General features: G+C 61.8%; 13 protein-coding genes. 2 read left to right on the top strand and 11 right to left on the bottom strand.

Translation table 11 applies throughout. The features are described 5' to 3' along the window. Nucleotides 1-4: 4 nt before the first annotated feature. The 5 genes from HDE78_RS12840 to adh form a co-directional block, all read right to left on the bottom strand. Nucleotides 5-2230, bottom strand: a complete 2226-nt coding sequence (locus tag HDE78_RS12840) for a TonB-dependent receptor (RefSeq protein ID WP_343205665.1) — start codon at nt 2228-2230, stop codon at nt 5-7. A gap of 81 nt (nt 2231-2311) precedes the next feature. Then, nucleotides 2312-3544, bottom strand: coding sequence for a transporter substrate-binding domain-containing protein (locus HDE78_RS12835; RefSeq protein WP_179480057.1), 1233 nt, complete (start codon nt 3542-3544; stop codon nt 2312-2314). Between the two features lie 12 nt (nt 3545-3556). Beyond that, nucleotides 3557-4009 (bottom strand): PQQ-binding-like beta-propeller repeat protein, encoded by a 453-nt coding sequence (locus HDE78_RS21085; protein WP_255457789.1) that lies wholly within the window; start codon nt 4007-4009, stop codon nt 3557-3559. Then, a complete protein-coding gene (locus tag HDE78_RS12830; protein WP_255457788.1) occupies nt 4006-5247 on the bottom strand; it encodes a PQQ-binding-like beta-propeller repeat protein in 1242 nt (413 codons plus the stop codon). Before HDE78_RS12830 ends, HDE78_RS21085 begins: the two co-directional genes overlap by 4 nt. Before the next feature lie 497 nt (nt 5248-5744). Beyond that, nucleotides 5745-7265 (bottom strand): aldehyde dehydrogenase, encoded by a 1521-nt coding sequence (adh, locus tag HDE78_RS12825; RefSeq protein ID WP_179480055.1) that lies wholly within the window; start codon nt 7263-7265, stop codon nt 5745-5747. A gap of 247 nt (nt 7266-7512) precedes the next feature. Here adh and HDE78_RS12820 point away from each other — a divergent pair, with 247 nt between their 5' ends. Next, nucleotides 7513-9390, top strand: a complete 1878-nt coding sequence (locus tag HDE78_RS12820; RefSeq protein ID WP_179480053.1) for a sigma-54-dependent Fis family transcriptional regulator — start codon at nt 7513-7515, stop codon at nt 9388-9390. Nucleotides 9391-9432: 42 nt separating this feature from the next. On the opposite strand, the gene HDE78_RS12815 is transcribed toward HDE78_RS12820, so the two are convergent. Next, entirely contained in the window at nt 9433-10317 is an 885-nt protein-coding gene (locus HDE78_RS12815) for a phytanoyl-CoA dioxygenase family protein (RefSeq protein ID WP_179480051.1), read from the bottom strand. Nucleotides 10318-10435: 118 nt separating this feature from the next. Between HDE78_RS12815 and HDE78_RS12810 the strand changes: the two genes are divergently transcribed. After that, complete coding sequence (locus tag HDE78_RS12810; protein ID WP_179480049.1) at nt 10436-11551, top strand: Gfo/Idh/MocA family oxidoreductase; 1116 nt, start codon at nt 10436-10438, stop codon at nt 11549-11551. Here HDE78_RS12810 and HDE78_RS12805 read toward each other — a convergent pair. From HDE78_RS12805 to HDE78_RS12785, 5 genes are all read right to left on the bottom strand, one after another. Continuing rightward, complete coding sequence (locus HDE78_RS12805) at nt 11499-12626, bottom strand: LacI family DNA-binding transcriptional regulator (protein ID WP_179480047.1); 1128 nt, start codon at nt 12624-12626, stop codon at nt 11499-11501. The two genes, HDE78_RS12810 and HDE78_RS12805, sit on opposite strands and share 53 nt — an antisense overlap. Before the next feature lie 445 nt (nt 12627-13071). Continuing rightward, complete coding sequence (locus HDE78_RS12800) at nt 13072-13452, bottom strand: hypothetical protein (RefSeq protein ID WP_179480045.1); 381 nt, start codon at nt 13450-13452, stop codon at nt 13072-13074. Nucleotides 13453-13505: 53 nt separating this feature from the next. Further along, nucleotides 13506-14297 carry an RHS repeat-associated core domain-containing protein gene (locus HDE78_RS12795; protein ID WP_179480043.1) on the bottom strand — a complete coding sequence of 264 codons (792 nt, stop codon included), beginning with the start codon at nt 14295-14297 and terminating at the stop codon, nt 13506-13508. Between the two features lie 264 nt (nt 14298-14561). Next, the gene (locus tag HDE78_RS12790; protein WP_179480041.1) at nt 14562-16712 is read right to left on the bottom strand and encodes an RHS repeat-associated core domain-containing protein; all 2151 of its coding nucleotides are present in this window, start codon (nt 16710-16712) and stop codon (nt 14562-14564) included. A 171-nt stretch (nt 16713-16883) separates the two neighbouring features. Further along, complete coding sequence (locus HDE78_RS12785) at nt 16884-17261, bottom strand: hypothetical protein (protein ID WP_179480040.1); 378 nt, start codon at nt 17259-17261, stop codon at nt 16884-16886. Between the last annotated feature and the right edge of the window lie 17 nt (nt 17262-17278).

Genomic DNA, 17278 nt, shown 5'->3' with positions numbered 1-17278 from the left:
CTGGCTAGAACGTAAGCCGCGCGCCCAGCATGTAAGTGCGGTCGGGGCCGGGCTCGAAATAGCGGCCGTTGCTGTCGTTGACGATGACCGTGCCGATGTAGCGACGATCGGCCAAATTGTCGATGCTGGCGCTGAGCTGCAGCCGCGTGGTCGCGCCCAGCGCGAAGGTGTAACTCGTATCGATATCGACCAAGGCATAGCCTGCCGCACGCTGCGTGTCGGTATCGTTGACGGTGACCGAGCCTACGCCTTGCAGCGTGGCACCCTGACGCCAGCCCAGGTCGGTGCCGTGCTCGAGGCGCAGCGAGCCGTAGTTGTCCGGTACGCCCGGTATCGGCGTGCCGGCGGCGACCGGCGTGGTGGGCACGGCACACGGCGTGGTGGTGCAGGTGAGGAAGGGGCTGCGGAAGCTCGCCAGCAGATGGGTAAAGCCGGCCGACAGCTGAAAGTCGTTGCCCAGCTGCCCGGTCAGCGAAAACTCCAGGCCCTGACGCCGTGCGCTGCCGACGTTCTGATAGGTGGAGCGCCCGTTCTCATTGGTGTCGACCGTCAGCTCGTTGCGCGTATCGGCGCGGAACGCGGCCGCGTCGAACTCCAGCGCGGGCACGATCTGCCACTTGGCGCCCACTTCCAGATTCTTGCTGTGCTGTGGCTGTAGGTTGAAGGCGAGACCCGGCTGGCCGTCGCTGCGGTAGCCCAGCTCGTTGTAGCTCGGCGTTTCGAAGCCCTTGCTGTAGCTGGCGTACAGCCGAACGTTGTCCGCCGGACGAAACTGTACGCCGACCACCGGCGTGGTGGCCGAGTACGTGACGTGGCCGCTGTCGTCGGGATTGGTGGCGGTGATGTAGAAATCCTGCTCGTGAAAATGCACATCGTCGCGGCGCAGGCCCAGCAGCAGCGACCAACGATCGGCGAAGTGCCAGTACCACTGCGCGTATTCGTCCACGTTGTCGACGTCGTCGTTCTCGTTGCGACGCAGTGCGCCGACAACACCCAGTTCGGTCACGCCTTGACTGTTGGTGATGTAGTTGTTGAAACCGAACCGGCGCTGATGCTGATAGTCGGCGCTGACGCCCAGCACGAATTCGTAGTCGCGATCGAGCAGATCGCCGCTATGCGTCCAGCGCACGTCGGTACCGCCGTAGTCGGTATCGGGCTGCACCACGCCGCCGGACTGCAGCGGATTTTTCTGGGTGGCCACCGGTATCGACTGAAATTGCAGAATGCTGCGCTGGCCGTGATAGACCATCGCGCGGATCTGGTCGTCCTCGTCGATCTGCTGCTCGTAGATCAGGCCGAGCTGGGTCTGCTTGCTGCTCTTGCGGGTATTGAACTGGCTGGCGACCGAAGTGGCCTGGCGTGGATCGGCGTCGACCTGTGCGCGGGTGAGGCCGAGTTCGTCCTGCGCCACGGGCTGGTAGAAGCGGTTCAATACCACCGTCAGTTTGCGCTGCTTACCCAGATCGATACCGAACTTGGCGTTGTCCGATTCGCGGTGTACGCGGCTGTGCTGGCGATAGCCGCCGGAGAGAAATTCCGACGCGGCGATGTTGTAATCGACCGGCCCCACGATGCCGCGCGTGTCGGCGCTGTAGCGAAACGTGTCGTTGCTGCCACCGGAGAAGCCGAGCGTGGTCTGCGGCACGACCGTGCCGTCGGCGCTCCACATCTGCACCACGCCGCCGGCCGCATTGCCATACAGCACGGAGAAAGGGCCGCGCAGCACTTCGACGCGATCGGCGCTGTCGATATTGAACGGCGAGACCTGGCCCTGCCCGTCCGGCAGCGTGGCGGGAATGCCGTCGATATACAGGCGGATGCTGCGCACGCCGAAGGTGGCGCGGCCGCCGAAGCCGCGGATCGAGATCTGCTCGTCCTGCGCGTAATTCTGCCGATCGCGCGCGATGATGCCGGGTACGCCGGTCAGCGTCTCGGAAAGATTGATGCCGGGGTTGGCCGCCGAGGTCGGCTCGACATTGACGATGGTCAGCGCCGCAGGAAGATCGAACGGCGATATCGCCATGCGGCTGGCGTTGACCTTTACCGCGGGCAAGGTCGTGGCCTTGGGGGCTGCGGCGCTGTCTGTCGGTGGCGGCGTGGTGTCCTGCGCCAGCACTTGCCGCGACGACAGCGCGGCGACCAACAACGCGAGTGCGATAGCCCGATCCAAACGAATGGTGGCCCCTTTCTTTGGCACGCCCGGATGAAGGTTTTCGATACCCTGTGTCACGACGATCTCTCCCCAGCCAATAAATACGAAACCACCGATGCACCCAACGCGCCCGTGGTTTCGCATAACAGGACACTGCGATCACTGGTTGTCGATGGGACCGCCACGGTATAGCAGCTTTACCTTGGATTTTGTGGCGTCATCGAACGTCAGCGCCTTGTCGCCAGCCGGATAACCGTTCTGCTGCAGCAGAAAGGCCATGATTTCCACATAGTCGTCGTGCGCCAGCGTGCCCGGTACCGTCGCCGGCATGTTGTTGGCCACGATGCCGAACACATCGCTGACATGAAAGTCCGCCTTGGGCGAGGCAAAGTTCGGCCCCCTCAATGCGGGCCCCGACCGACCGAGCAGCGTCGGCCCATGGCACATCGCACAATAGGTGAGGAACTTGATCTTGCCGCTGTCCGCCTGCGCCGAGGTAAACAGCGCCGGCGCCGGACCGTCGGGCTTGGCCGCTTTTTTCGAACCACAGCGCCGATCGATGCCGCCGTGGACGGACGACCGCTTCAGCATGGCGCTCTTGCCGCGCTGGCTCGGTGTCGCCGCACCGATTTCGGCATACGGCGCCAGCAGCTTCGCCAGCTCGCCCGAGTCGGTGAGCGCGGCAACGGCTTTTTCGAAATCGCGCGCCGCCGGTGCGTGCGCCTCGTCATACAGCGCGACGAGGTTGAACTTCGCATGCGGCTCGTCCAGCTCGTGATACGTGAAACGCGCCGACTCGTGCCTGCTGGCCAGATAGGCCACTACGGTAGGCTGCCACAACATCGCGGCATGCACCTGGTGTTTTTCCAGCGCACTGAGCGAGGCATCGTCGGTGAGGTGGATATCGGCGTTGACGTTGGGATGCGTCACGAAATACAGGTTCGGCGTGGTCTGGTAGGTCACGGCCACGTCGGTGTTCTTCGCCAGCTGATCCAGCGCTGTCACCTTGCTGGCTTTCGGCGTGACCAGCACGAAGCCGGTGTGGCCGTAAGGCGTAGTGGCCAGCAGACCGGGCAGCGCCGCTTTCGCATCGGCATCCAACGGAAAACCGAGCACCAGTGAACAGCTGGCCTTGGCCAGCTTGTCGAACTCCTTGAGGCTGAAGCCGTCGTCGTCGTTGCCGCCGCTGCCGTCGAACTCGTGCAGCGACAGCGTGCTGCCCTCCTGCGTGGCGATGGCCTGGGCGATGCTTCTATCTACCGTCGCGGTCGGGCTGCTCTTGTCGACGCAGATCGACAGCTCGGATGCGCTGGCGGTGCCGCCGTACAGGAGTACGGCGGCCGTTCCGACCAGCCATGCCAACCGACTTTTTTTACCCATCTGTCGCTTCATGCATGGACTCCGTTAGATCGAAAATACGTAGAAGTGCCCGCCCAGCGGAATGTTCTGCACTTTCGGATCCTTGGCCATGTCGCCGCCCCAGATCGGCGTTGCGCCACCCCAGCCGGCGTAGATGCCGATGAACTGCTTGCCGTCGACCTTCCAGGTACTGGGCACGCCGATGATGCCCGAGCTCAGCTGCGGGCTTTTCCATTTCACGGCACCGGTCGTCGCATCGAAGGCGTAGAGAAACCCATCGGCGCCACCGGAGAACACCAGACCGCCGGCGGTGCTGAGCATACCGTCGTTCCACGGCAGTTCGGACGGATGGTTCCAGACCTTTTTGCCGGTGTTGAGATCCAGCGCGATCACATCGCCCCACTGCCCCTTGAACGCCGGATCGGCCATCACCTTGAACGACTCGCCGAGGAACGGCAGGCCGGCCTTGTAACTGACCGTGGCGCCCTTGATCGTCATGCAGGTATGCATGGCGGGGATGTGTGGGTTTTCGGATCGACCGAGATCGGCCACCAGTTCTTGCCGCCGAGGAAGCTGGGACAGGTAAACACTTCCTTGTCGATGGTCGGACGCATGGCCGGATCGGTGACCGGCTTGCCGTCCTTGAAACCGCTGACCGACGTGGCCGTCACGAACTTCTGGGCGTAGATCAGCTTGCCGTCGGTGCGATCGATCGCATAGAACCAGCCGTTGCGGCTCGCGCTGACGATGGCCTTGTGCTGCACGCCCTGATAGTCGATGTCAGTCAGCACGGTTTCGTTGGTGCCGTCGTAATCCCAGGTGTCGTTGGGCGTGTACTGGTAGTTCCACTTGATCTTGCCGGTGGCCGGGTTCATCGCGATGACCGAGTCGGTGTAGAGGTTGTCGCCCGGACGCAGCGTGGCCAGCCACGGGCCCGGGTTGCCCACGCCCCAGAACAGCGTGTCGCTTTCGGCATCGTAGGTGCCGGTGAGCCAGGCGCCACCGCCACCGGTCTTGTAGGCACCCTTGGGCCACGTCTTGCCACCCGGCTCGGTGGGTGCCGGAATGGTGTATTGCTTCCATAGCTGCTTGCCGGTTTTGGCATCCAAGGCGGTGATGAAACCGCGCGCGCCGTATTCGCCACCGGACAGGCCGACGATGACCTTGCCCTTGACGATCAGCGGCGCCAGCGTCATGGCCGCGCCCTCGTCGGCGGCGAGCAACTGCTTCTTCCACTGCAGCTTGCCGGTGACGGCGTCGAGCGCGACGACGTAGTTGTCCAACGTGGCCATATAGACGTCGTTGCCGTACAGAGCGACGCCGCGATTGACCACGTCGCAGCACACCGTCTTCAAGCCGACCTGCGACAGATCGTGTTGGTAGCGCCACAACTGCTTGCCGGTGCTGGCCTGAAAAGCGACCAGCTCATCCTTGGGCGTGGTGATGTAGAGATAGTCGCCGTTGACGATGGCCGGCGATTCGTGGCCCTGCTCGAAGGCGGTCTTGTAATCCCACACCTGCTTCAAACCGCCGACGTTACCGGCGTTGATGGTGTCGAACGGCGAGTAGCCGGAGCTGGTGTAGTCGTGGCGATACATCAGCCAGCCGTCGTCACTGGCCGCCGCCTTCAAACGCGCATCGGTGACCGGCGCGTAGTCGGCGGCCAGCGCACCGCCGACAACCGCCAGCAGCGCAACGATCAAGGTGGTCTTGCGCAAGATAGTCAGACGTTTCATGTGCATCTTCCTCGTGGTGATTCGTTAGGTGTAGAAAGCTGATGAGTGCATGGCGATCGGAAGAGGACAACGACGGCGATCGGCCGGCCGGTGAGCGCTCGGCATGCGCCGGCGGTAACGCGGACGTGGTGGCATCGCATCGATGATCTGATGGCTGCGGTTCGCGCTGACGCGCCGCTGTCAGCTGCGGCGTATCGGTCGCGTGACTTGGCTGTTTACGTGACCCTCCCCTCGTCGACCCGCAATTTTTGAAGTAAGCGCCGTCACGACTACTGTCGTTGCTGCGCTTACTCATGCTTCGTTTGAACAGCTCGCCGATAAGGGCATGGGCATGGCCGCCATCGACAAAACGGCAGCGAATACGACTTTGTGCCTTGCACCCTTGCGCGTGGGGGCGCGTGAACGTCGGCCAGCACCGATAGGACGCCTCGCCTGCGGCTGTCTCGGCCGTGAGCACACGGCCGGCTTCTCCCGGCCGGCCGTGTGCCCTGGCGCGATCAGAAAAAGCCGAGCTTTTTCGGCGAGTAGCTGACCAGCAGATTCTTGGTCTGCTGGTAGTGGTCGAGCATCATCTTGTGATTCTCGCGACCGATACCCGACTGCTTGTAGCCACCGAACGCGGCGTGTGCCGGATAGGCGTGATAGCAGTTGGTCCACACGCGGCCGGCCTGGATGCCGCGGCCGAAGCGATACGCCCGCGTGCCGTTGCGCGTCCACACGCCGGCGCCGAGGCCGTACAGCGTGTCGTTGGCGATTGCCAGCGCTTCGGCGTCGTCTTTGAAGGTGGTGACCGACACCACCGGCCCGAAGATTTCTTCCTGGAACACGCGCATCTTGTTGTGGCCGAAGAACACCGTCGGCTTGACGTAGTAGCCGTCCTTGAACTCGCCGTCGATCACGTTGCGCTCGCCGCCGATCAGCACCTTGGCGCCTTCCTGCCTGCCGATGTCGAAGTAGGAAAGAATCTTCTCCAGCTGCTCGCCCGATGCCTGTGCGCCGACCATGGTGTTCGGATCGAGCGGATTGCCCTGCTTGATCGCGGCCACGCGCTTAAGCGCGCGCTCCATAAATTTGTCGTAGATCGATTCGTGGATCAGCGCGCGGCTCGGGCAGGTGCAGACCTCACCCTGGTTGAAGGCGAACAGCACGAAACCTTCGATCGCCTTGTCGAGAAAATCATCGTCCTCGTCCATGACGTCGGCGAAGAAGATGTTCGGCGACTTGCCGCCCAGCTCCAGCGTCACCGGAATCAGGTTCTGGCTGGCGTACTGGCTGATCAGACGGCCGGTGGTCGTTTCGCCGGTGAAGGCGATCTTGGCGATACGGCTGCTCGAGGCCAGCGGCTTGCCCGCTTCCAGACCGAAACCGTTGACGATGTTCAGCACGCCCGGCGGCAGCAGGTCGCCGACGATCTCGGCCCATATCAGGATGCTCACCGGCGTCTGTTCGGCGGGCTTCAATACCACGCAGTTGCCGGCGGCCAGCGCCGGCGCCAGCTTCCAGCACGCCATCAGCAGCGGGAAGTTCCACGGAATGATTTGACCGACGACGCCGAGCGGCTCGTGGAACTGATAGGACACCGTGTCGTTGTCGATCTCGCCCATCGAGCCTTCCTGCGCACGAATGCAGCTGGCGAAATAACGGAAGTGGTCGATCGCCAGCGGTACGTCGGCGTTGAGCGTTTCGCGAATCGGTTTGCCGTTGTCCCAGGTCTCCGCGTAGGCGATGACCTCGAGGTTCTGCTCCATGCGATCGGCGATCAGGTTGAGGATGCGCGCGCGCTCGGTGACCGAGGTCTTGCCCCAGGCATCCTTGGCGGCGTGCGCGGCGTCGAGCGCGGCTTCCACATCGTCCTTGTCGGAGCGGGGGATTTCGCAGAACGGATGGCCGGTGATCGGCGTGATGTTGTCGAAATACTTGCCGCCTTTCGGCGCCACCCACTGGCCACCGATGAAGTTGCCGTAGCGCGGCTTGAAGGGAACCTGCACGGCGAGATGCTGTTGTTCGAGCTTGGTCATGGATGGGCACTCCGCGTCTGGGAAAGGTACAGACGCCAGAGCAGGAGCCGTGCCAGCAGGCGAGAAAAATTTAGGATGCTGCACTGTGCCAATCGACCGGCTCGCCCCATGTCCGGGAAAAATTTCCCGATCGCTGCAACGCAACAACCAACCTGGCGGCGCGCCTGTTGCACTTTGGTGCGGCGTATGTTTTGTATCGAAACACCACTTATGGAGGTGTCGCATCTTGCGACACACGAGATCACCCATGCGGCACCCGGCATCCACCGAATCGATCAACACCGCGCGACGCAGCTTCTTCGACGGCGGCTCGGAACCGCGAGGACTGGTGTCCGACACCATCCTCGCCTCGTGGCGTCGCTGCCGCATGCAAGGGTTGGTGGCGGATGCGCAACCCAACCTTGCGCTGGTCGAGCGACATCAGCTGGGCGAGATGCAGGAACAGTACGACGTGTTGCGACGCCTGTGCCGGCCCGAACTGGAAGCGCTGTACGCCAGCGCCAACCACGCGGGCAGCATCGTGGTGCTTACCGCGCCGGATGGTTTCATTCTCGACGCGCTGGGCAACGCCGACTTTCTGGACAAGGCCGCGCGCGTGTCGCTGCGGCCGGGTGCGCCGTGGAGCGAAGCGGCCACCGGCACCAATGCGATCGGCACCGCGCTGATCGAACGTCGCGCCATCGAAGTGCGCGGCGGCGAACACTATTACGCGCCGCACAAGGTGCTGAGCTGCTCGGCTTCGCCGATTTTCGATCCGCATGGCGAAGTGGTCGGCGTACTCGATCTGTCCGGCGAGTCGTCCTCGCATCATCTGCATGCGCTGGGCATGGTGCAGCTGGCGGTGGAGCAGATCGAGCATCGATTGTTCGAAAGCGATTTCGACGGCGCCGACATCGTGCGCATTCAGCCGGACGCGGCGCTGCTCGGCACGGCGCGCGAAGGCATGCTGGTGTTCGAGGCGCACAAGCTGGTGGCGGCCAATCGGCACGCTCTGCGACTGCTCGGCATGGACTGGAGCGAACTGGGCAAGCGCCGCTACGACGAGCTGTTCGCCTCGGCATTGCCGCGCCCCGGCAGCGTGGCCGGCATGCGCTGCCAGAGCGGCGAAATGGTGCACGCGCGTCGCGACGTGCCTCGGCAAACCAGCGCTCCATCGCGCGCTACGCGCAGTACGCACGTCAAGCCGCTGCGTTCGCCGGCACCGGTTTTCTCGGTGACGATTAACGAAGCGATCGATCGCAGCGTACGCCTGCTCGACGCGGATATTCCGCTGCTTTTGCAAGGCGAAACCGGCACCGGCAAGGAAGTGGTGGCGCGCGAACTGCACCGGCGCAGCGCGCGCACCGGTGCGCCGTTCATTGCGGTGAATTGCGCCGCCCTGCCCGAAAGCCTGATCGAGTCGGAGCTGTTCGGCTATCTGCCCGGCGCCTTTACCGGCGCCCGGCGCGATGGTTCGCCCGGCCTGCTGCGCGAAGCCGATGGCGGCACGCTGTTTCTCGACGAGCTCGGCGATATGCCGCTGGCGATGCAGAGCCGCCTGCTGCGCGTGCTGCAGGAGCGCGAGGTCACGCCGCTCGGCGGCAGCCGCGCGCATCCCATCGATGTGACCGTGATCGCGGCCACGCATCGCGACCTCGCCGCAGCGGCCGAGCGCGGTGAATTTCGCTCCGATCTGTATTACCGCATCGCACAGTCGACCTTGCGCCTGCCGGCGCTGCGCGAACATGTGGATCTTGCGTCGGTGATCGAGCAGCTGTGGCGGGCGCTGGGTGGCGACCAGATTCCGATGCATCTGCACCCGGAACTGGTCCAGGATCTGGCCGGCCGACGCTGGCCGGGCAATTTGCGACAGCTGGTGGGACTGCTGCGCAGCCTGATGGCGCTGGGCAACGTCGGATCGGTGCTGACCCGGCACGATCTGCCGGACGACCTGCAGATGCAGAGCGGCACTTCTGCGCGCACGCTGCCGCACGGCAACTTGTCCGGCAGCCTGGAATCGATCGAGCTGCACGCGATCGACGAGGCCATCGCGACCTGCGACGGCAACGTGGCGGCCGCGGCGCGCAAGCTCGGCGTCAGCCGCAGCACGATTTACCGGCGGCTGGCCCAGCACGGCGCGGATTGAGGCAGCGCTCGATAGCGCATCGGCCGCGCCAGCTGCACAGGTTTAGCGCATGCGGCCCTCGGCATTGCCGGCCCTGGCGCTGTCGAGTATTTCCGGATAAGGAAATTCCAGCCCCAATAGCTGGCGCATATCCGGGCTCGCCTGCGCGATGAACTCGGCCGGTAGCGCCGCCGGCAGGTTTTCCATCGGCTTGACCCACTTCGGCAGGTACTGGATCAGGATCGCCGAGCGATCCTTCGACGACAGATTGGGCATGGCGCAATGCCATACCGCGCCGAAGAAGATCACCGTGTCGCCGGGCTCGCCCAGCATGCGTTCGCAGCGATCGTAGAAACGGTCGCTTTCCACCGGATAATGCAGCTCGCGCTGCGAACCCGGCACGTAAGCCGTCGCCCCGGTTTCCACCGTAAAAGGATCGAGCATGATCGTGGCCTGCGCATTCAGCGGAAAGCTGGCGTTGAGCCGGGCCGGATGCGTCAAGGGCGAGTGGTAATCCCAATACGGATAATCGATATGCGGCTCCTGACCTGGCCCGCCGGGCAAAATGCGGTTGGCCGCGATCGACCCCATGGTGAAACCGCTGCCGAGAAAAGCGCGCATGATCTGCATCAGCTGCGGGTGCGCGGCCATGCGCGAGAACACCTCGCCCTTGGCCAACAAATTCCACACGCGCCGCTGCAGATCGATGGTGCCGGCCTTGCCCGCGGCGCCCTGAAAATGCGTGACCTTGGGCGCGGACGATTCGGACTCGCGCATCACCACCTCGCGCGCCTGCGCGATGTCCGCCGCCGAAAACAGGCCGCGCACGGTCACCGCGCCGGAGCCGTCGAACAGCTCACGCACGATGGCGTCGACATCGAGATGTGCGGCATCGACGATGGTCGAGCCGGTAACGACAGCAGGTGCGCGAGCAGTGAGTGCGGACATGGGCATTCCTCAGGCCGGGAAAATGGACGGTCGAAGCGAACGCTACGCCGTTTTGCAAGCGCTTGCAAAGTGCACTGCAGCATGCGTAGAGTCGGCGAATCACCTACGAGGAATGGCGATGACACAGCTGCGAATCGGCCTGATCGGTGCCGGCTACATGGGCAAGGCGCACACGCTGGCATGGCAGTCGGTGCGAACCGTGTTCGATACCCCGCTGTCACCGGTATGCGAGATGCTGGCCACCTCTACCGAGGCCGGTGCGCGCGAGCACGCGCAGGCCTGGGGCTGGCGGCGTTCGACCGGCGACTGGCAGACCCTGGTGAACGATCCCGACATCGATGCCGTGGTGATCGCCACCCCGCCGCGCACGCATCTGCCGATGGCGCTGGCGGCCATCGCGCAAGGCAAGCACGTGTTCTGCGAAAAGCCCCTGGGCTGCACGCCGCAAGAATCGCTGCAGATGGCCGAAGCCGCCGAGCGGGCCGGTGTCGCGCATATGGTCGGCTTCAACTACATCCGCACGCCGGCCAGCCAGTTGGCGCGCGAGATCATCGCCTCCGGCGAAATCGGCGACGTCATCCATATCGCGGCCGAGCACGTGGAGGACTATCTGCATTCGGCGCAGCTGCCGGCCAGCTGGCGCACGCGCGAGAGCACGGCCACGGCCGCTGGCGCGCTCGCCGACGTGGGCGCACATGCGATCAACGCTTGCCTGCGCCTCGCCGGCCCCCTCCGCTCACTAGTCGCCGATACGCATATCGTCCACGCGCGACGCGCCGGGCCTCACGGCGACGAGGCCGTGGGCAACGACGACCTCGGCCAGCTGCTGCTGCGCTTTGCCAGCGGCGCCACCGGCACGCTCGGTTTCAGCCGCGTCGCCGCCGGCCGCAAGATGGGCTACACCTATCGCATTACCGGCACGCGCGGCGCCCTCGCCTTCGACCAGGAGGATCAGAACGCGCTGTGGCTTTTCGATGCGAGTCGCCCGCTGGAACGGCAGGGCTTTCAGAAGATTCTGATGCGGCCCGGCCATCCCGACTATGCGTCGTTCAATCAAGGCCCCGGCCACGGCACCGGTTACAACGAACAGATCGTGATCGAGGCGCGCGATTTCATCCGCGCGATCGGCAGCGGCCAATCCGTGTGGCCGGATTTTCGCGCGGGACACGAAGTGGACTGCGTTATCGCCGCCGCGCTGCAGTCGGCGGCCGAGCGGCGCTGGATCGACCTTTGACGGGCGTGTCAGCGCGCAGGCTGTCGCGCTCGACGATCTCGCTGGTGAAAATGTTTGACGCAGGCACCCGATCCGGTTCGAGCAGCCACGCCGCCATCTGTGCGATGGCCTGCTCGATCATCGCGGCGATCGGCTGGCGCACCGTGGTGAGTCGATAAGACGCCCACGCCGCGAGCGGCATATCGTCGAAGCCGACGATGCTGACGGACGTCGGCACCGCGACGCCGCGCTCGCGGCACGCGTCCATCGCGCCGAGCGCGATGATGTCGTCGGCACAAAATACGCCGTCGATATCCGGCGACGCATCGAGCAGCGCATGCAGACCGAGCCGGCCGTGTTCGTGCGAGTAGTCGCCGGTGAAGTGTTTGGCCACCAGCGTGACACCCCGTTTTTTCAGCGCGCGCTCGAAGCCGCGACAGCGGTCGCGCGACGCCACGTCGGTGCGCGACGCGCCGAGAAACGCCAGCCTTAGCAGCCCGCGCGAAACCATCAGATCGCCCACGGCGGCCCCGGCAGCCGCGTTGTCCACCGTCACCACCGGCACCGACACCGGACCGCCGCCGCGCCCGAACAGATGCATCACCGGCAGCCCTGCTTCCACGCAGCGTTCGGCAAAGCCGGCCGGCGGCGCCGAAGTGGCGATCAGCACCGCATCGACGTTGTATTTCAGCATCATCTCCAGCGCCGCATCCGCGCCGCCGCGCTCGGCGAGATTGGCCAGCAGCGGCCGCAGGCCGCGCGCCTGCAATTGCCGGGTAAAGTGATCGAACACATCGAGAAACGCCGGATTCGCAAAATGATTGGACACCAGCCCGATCAACTCGGTGCGGCCCGTGACCAGACTGCGCGCGGCGTGATTGGGCCGAAAGCCCAGCGCTTCCGCCGCCGCCTCGACCCGCGCACGCATGCTCGCCGACACGCTGGCGCCCTCGGTAAAGGTACGCGACACCGCCGAAATCGACACGCCCGCCTTGTCGGCGACATCCTGCGCACTCACACGCGTCGGGAACGCCGAACGGGAACCACGCTTGTTCAATGCCAGACCCTGAGTGAAAACGACCGGTGAATCATGCATGAGAGGCCGCATGCCTGTCTGTAGATCATGATTTATCCCGGTTATAGCCGATCACCACACGCCGCGCCGCAATCTCTCGGGATCGGTCATCCAGCAAACGCACTACAGCTTGATTGCAGATAGAGCATGCACCACTCGTTGACGTGGGCGACAGCTCCTCCAATGCATTCCCCACATACGGCAACACCAGGCGACGATACCTCCCGCCTTTGGCCGCAACTCCGGGAGCAACAAGTGGGTCAGCCACCGCACAGTTAACCATGCTGGACATCACGTTATTACTGCTCGTTTTGTCCAAAGCGGATACCAGCAGATCGCCCAGCCAGGTGTCATCGCAGCCGGTGGAGCCGTATTCGGCAAGGAGTTGCTTAGCCTCGTTATACCGTGACACTGGACGGGAACGTCACCTTAAATCATCCTATTAAAGATAACTCCTCTGAATCGCTTACTTATCAAAGCTAGTATTACCACGCACATCAACGGGATCGCCAGTCAAGCAAGTTGCAATGGCTCCGTTGGATGGTTCACGTGGCTCCGAGAATGAAGCAGCAGTTATAATTAAGCCATTCGAGCTTTGGTATACACCATTATTCATATTTCCTAAAAATAGGGATCGAACTAAGTATCGTTTACTTGGTAGTTTACAATTCAGAGACAGTGATCGTCCTGAAGTGCTTGTGTCAACAATAAACTTGGCGTCTTTAAGCATATTTACTGCAACAGGGTCATCGCCAAGGTCAAGATAGTTGGCTGCTGGAATTTTCCGCCAATCCTTTCCCCAAAAATTAATTGGCGCAGGCTGCAGCCAAGCATCTTCTGCCGACATTACAGAACTGCCGAAAAGAAGTAAAAGAGCAAAAACTAGATAGGGTACGCAATTCATCGTTGCCACCAATGTTTATGAGCGTTAATAACCCCTTGTATATCCGAAGAGGTAACCGGGGCGGTGGTAGCACCCATAATATCGTTATCAAAGCCCCAATACGGCATAGATATAGTCTTTCCATTCGAACAAAAATCTATGTACTGATCCTCAAGACCCATTAAATGACCGGCTTCATGGGCAGCAGTCCATGGGTTTGGAGTTCCCGTTTGATCAAGCGCATACCAAGTGCCGGCGTTACCATCCACAACAGTTTCGGATCGCCCTATTCCCGCTGGAACAGTTATTGTATTTGTGTTTGCAATACCAGGACCACCAGGTATTACATTTGTTGTCACGTTATATTGTCCAAATGTCCCCGACCACGTTTGCGCAATAGATTGATTCCACATTTCCGTGAGTTGAGGCGTTACTCCAGGCCCTACATAGCTTATTGGTATAGTCACGGTGACGGTATTGCCGTTTACTCGAACCGTCGCCAATAGCCCATTGGGGTCTGTGCTCGATAGAGGATTTCCGCTGACATACGCATAAGTAGACATACCTGCCGCAAGACCCAGCGGATCTGATTGTAGATAACGACCAGAACCCTGTTCGTAAATTCGATTGATATTGTCCACCAAACCTGACTCCGCATCGTAGTACTGGCCGGCGTCGCAAGTTGAGTTTGCAAGCAGCAATCGTGATTGTGACTCTCTAGTAGCCCCCGTAGCACTTCCACGCTTTCGTGGGCGCTCTATACACACATTGATTCGTACCGGGACCGGTGTACGAGAAAGAGAGCTCATAGCTTTTCTCGACCTGCCTGTATTTGAACGGAGTGTCGGTGTTGCCAGGCAACTTAGCTATGAGTTTGTCGCCAGCTATGAACTTAGGCACCAATTGATCTAACGATGTTGGATACGCAATGTTTGCCTGGTGATATGCCTCCAACGCCGCAATAACAGGCACAGCTGCGGCATACCCGCCCTCTGCCTTAACCCCTTTTCCAGGCGCAGTACAAGCGCACAAGACGACGACAAGCACCGCAACTAGCGGCCATAAAATTGTGGTCACTGGCAGCCGCAAGAAGAATGCGATTGGACGTAGTTTGATACCTGTGACCATTTGCCGACGTCTCCACCAGTTAGTTTGGAATATACGTAGTCCTGCCACATTTGCGCTTGTGCCTCGTAACTCTTGCCGTTGAACAGCGCCTGAAATTGCGTAAGGTTTGCGGCCGGATCGGTCATGGACTGATCATACGAATACGGGTCTGATCCACCAAGGGAGGCTGCAATTTGCGGCCCTATTTCGCTTGTCGTGACGTTCGCTCCTTGATCTCTCTGCCATGTATGCAACGTTTCATGAGCGAGGATCGAAGCAATATAGGGATCGCCAATGTTCACGGAGTTGTCAGAACTTCCGCCGACAAAATCACTCCCTGGCAAGTTCACTTTGTGGTCGTACGGTGACCATGCACGACTCCCGAATAGTCTTTTGTTTATATCCAGCTTGCTTGCGTCAAAGCATCTTCCGAAGATGCTCCTGAGGAAAGTAATTTCGCTTGGTGTAGGAGGACGAAGACCAAGGGGATCAAATTCAGTTAGGGGCGTGGCACCCGCATAGAGGTATGTGTTGATGCCCCCGTCCAGTCCAATAGGGTCGCTCTGGATGTATCGACCGGTCGCTGGTTCGTATATCCGGTTAACGTTGTAATTCAGACCCGTTTCAACGTCGAAGTATTGGCCGGGATACCTCAAATTAAGCACATACCCAGCAGTCGATATCGGCGCCGACTCTCCAAACGGATTGCCCACATACGGCCACGACCAGATCGTCACCCCTGCACTGTTACTCACCGCCCGCGGCGTACCCAGCTGATCGGCGGTCACATAGGCAATGGTGCTCGTTGCGCCTGCGGTATCCACCGTAGCCACCGGCACATCGCCTAACCAGATCGTGTCGCGGTTGTTGGCGCTGGCGTATTCGCCAATCAGGTGGCTCTGTTCGTCGTAGGCGTAGCGCTGTGTGATCACTGTCGGCGACGTGGCGACCTTCTGGATACGCTGGCCCATGGCGTTGTAGGTGTAGGTGCCGACGGTCGAGCCGTTGGCCTGCACCACCGTGAGGCGGTTGCGGCCGTTGTAGCCGTAGCCCCAGGTCTGCCCGGCGCTGGCGCTGGCCGTGGTGTTGCCGTTGGCGTCGGATGTGCGGGCTGCGGTGCCGATACCGCTGAGCCGGTGGGTGCCGCTGGCGTACGTGTAGCTGCCGACGCCCAGGCCGCTACCGGTCTTGCTCAGACGATCGCCGGTCGGGTTGTAGGTCAGGCCTTCGATCGCGGCCGTGCCATCGGCGATGGCGGTGAGTCGGTACAACGGATCGTAGCTGTAGGTTTCTGTTGCGGGATTAGCGCCCGCGGCGGCGCCTTCGGCGTTGATATTGCCCATTGCATCGCGGGCGAAGTGCAGGTTCAGCGCCGGACTGGTGAGGTCGGTCAACGCGTCGTTCGCGTCGTAGGCGCGGGTAATCACCTGGCCGTTGCCCAGCGTGTAGCTGCTGACCGGCCCGAACGGGCGATAGTCGATGGCATTGACGGCAGTGACCGCCGCGCCCATCGGCGGCGATACCGCGATGCTGGTCACACGGCCATCCGCATCGCGACTGTACGTGGTCGCCGTGCTGTCGGGATTAACCGTCGTCTGCAGACGATCCGCCAGGGTGTAGCTGTAGCTGGTGGTGTCCAGCGTGGTACCCAGCTGCTGGCGCTTTTGAATGACGTTGCCGCGGATGTCGTAGCAGTAGGTGGTGGTAACCGCATTCTCGACCACTCGCGTTAATCGCCCCACCGGGCTCGACACGCTACAACCGGTGACCGCGTTAGCCTCGTCGTAATGGTAGGCGACGTTGAGCGTGGTGTCGGTATAGCTGGTGCTGCTCGGACGATCGAGAGCATCGTAGGTCGAGGTGCTGACCACGCCTTTGGCGTCGGTATGGGTCAGACGATTGCCGGCCGCATCGAAGGTATCGGTGCTGGTGCCGGTGTCCGGGCTTTGCAGCGTCTTGCCGTTGCCCAGGCCGTCGTAGGTGTAAGTCGTCGTGAGGCTGCTCGGATCGGTGACGCCGGTGAGTCGATCCAGCGCATCGTAGGTCATGCTGCTCGAATCGCTCTGCAAGAAGCGCCAGCTGGCCTGCTCGCGAGTGCGATAGCCGTTGCTATTCAAGCCCGACTCGGCGTCGTAGTACTCGCCGGCGAACCCTTCAATGACAACACGACACCGAGAACTTGCCGCGGCGGATGGCGCGCCACCGGCGGGCGAGCCCACGGCGAACCATCGCCCGCTGCTTGGCGGGCGCGTAGCGTCAGTAGGTGCATAGCGGGTATTCACTCGCCGTCAGTGACGATCAACGGCACGCCGAAATATCCGAAGAGTTAGCAAATCACCGAGCAACGATCGATAAAATGGCGGGTGGTAACTCTTGAAGATATCCTCCAAGCCCTTGGCATCAGCAACGCTTTCTTCCGGATTCTTCGGCCCAATCCAATATCGGCTGTTGTCCCCAAAGGGCTCCCAGACCATATAGTCGCACCCGAGATACTGGAACTCGATACGAATATCGTTGGAAGAACTGAAATGTCCCCCTAACTTGACGTTCGAGACTCCGTCTGCCTGCTTGAGAAGTTGCGAGATCGCCTTACGCGACACGTATACATTCTCAATTTCAAAGGCAATCGCACGACCATCCTTTTCGCCAGTGGGAAATATTCTCATAATGTTTCAGCCTCAAC

Origin of the sequence: Rhodanobacter sp. K2T2 (assembly GCF_013408815.1) — a bacterium.
Taxonomy (GTDB): Bacteria; Pseudomonadota; Gammaproteobacteria; order Xanthomonadales; family Rhodanobacteraceae; genus Rhodanobacter.
Note: the sequence above shows the minus strand (reverse complement) of the source record. Positions and strands in the feature narration are given on the sequence as shown.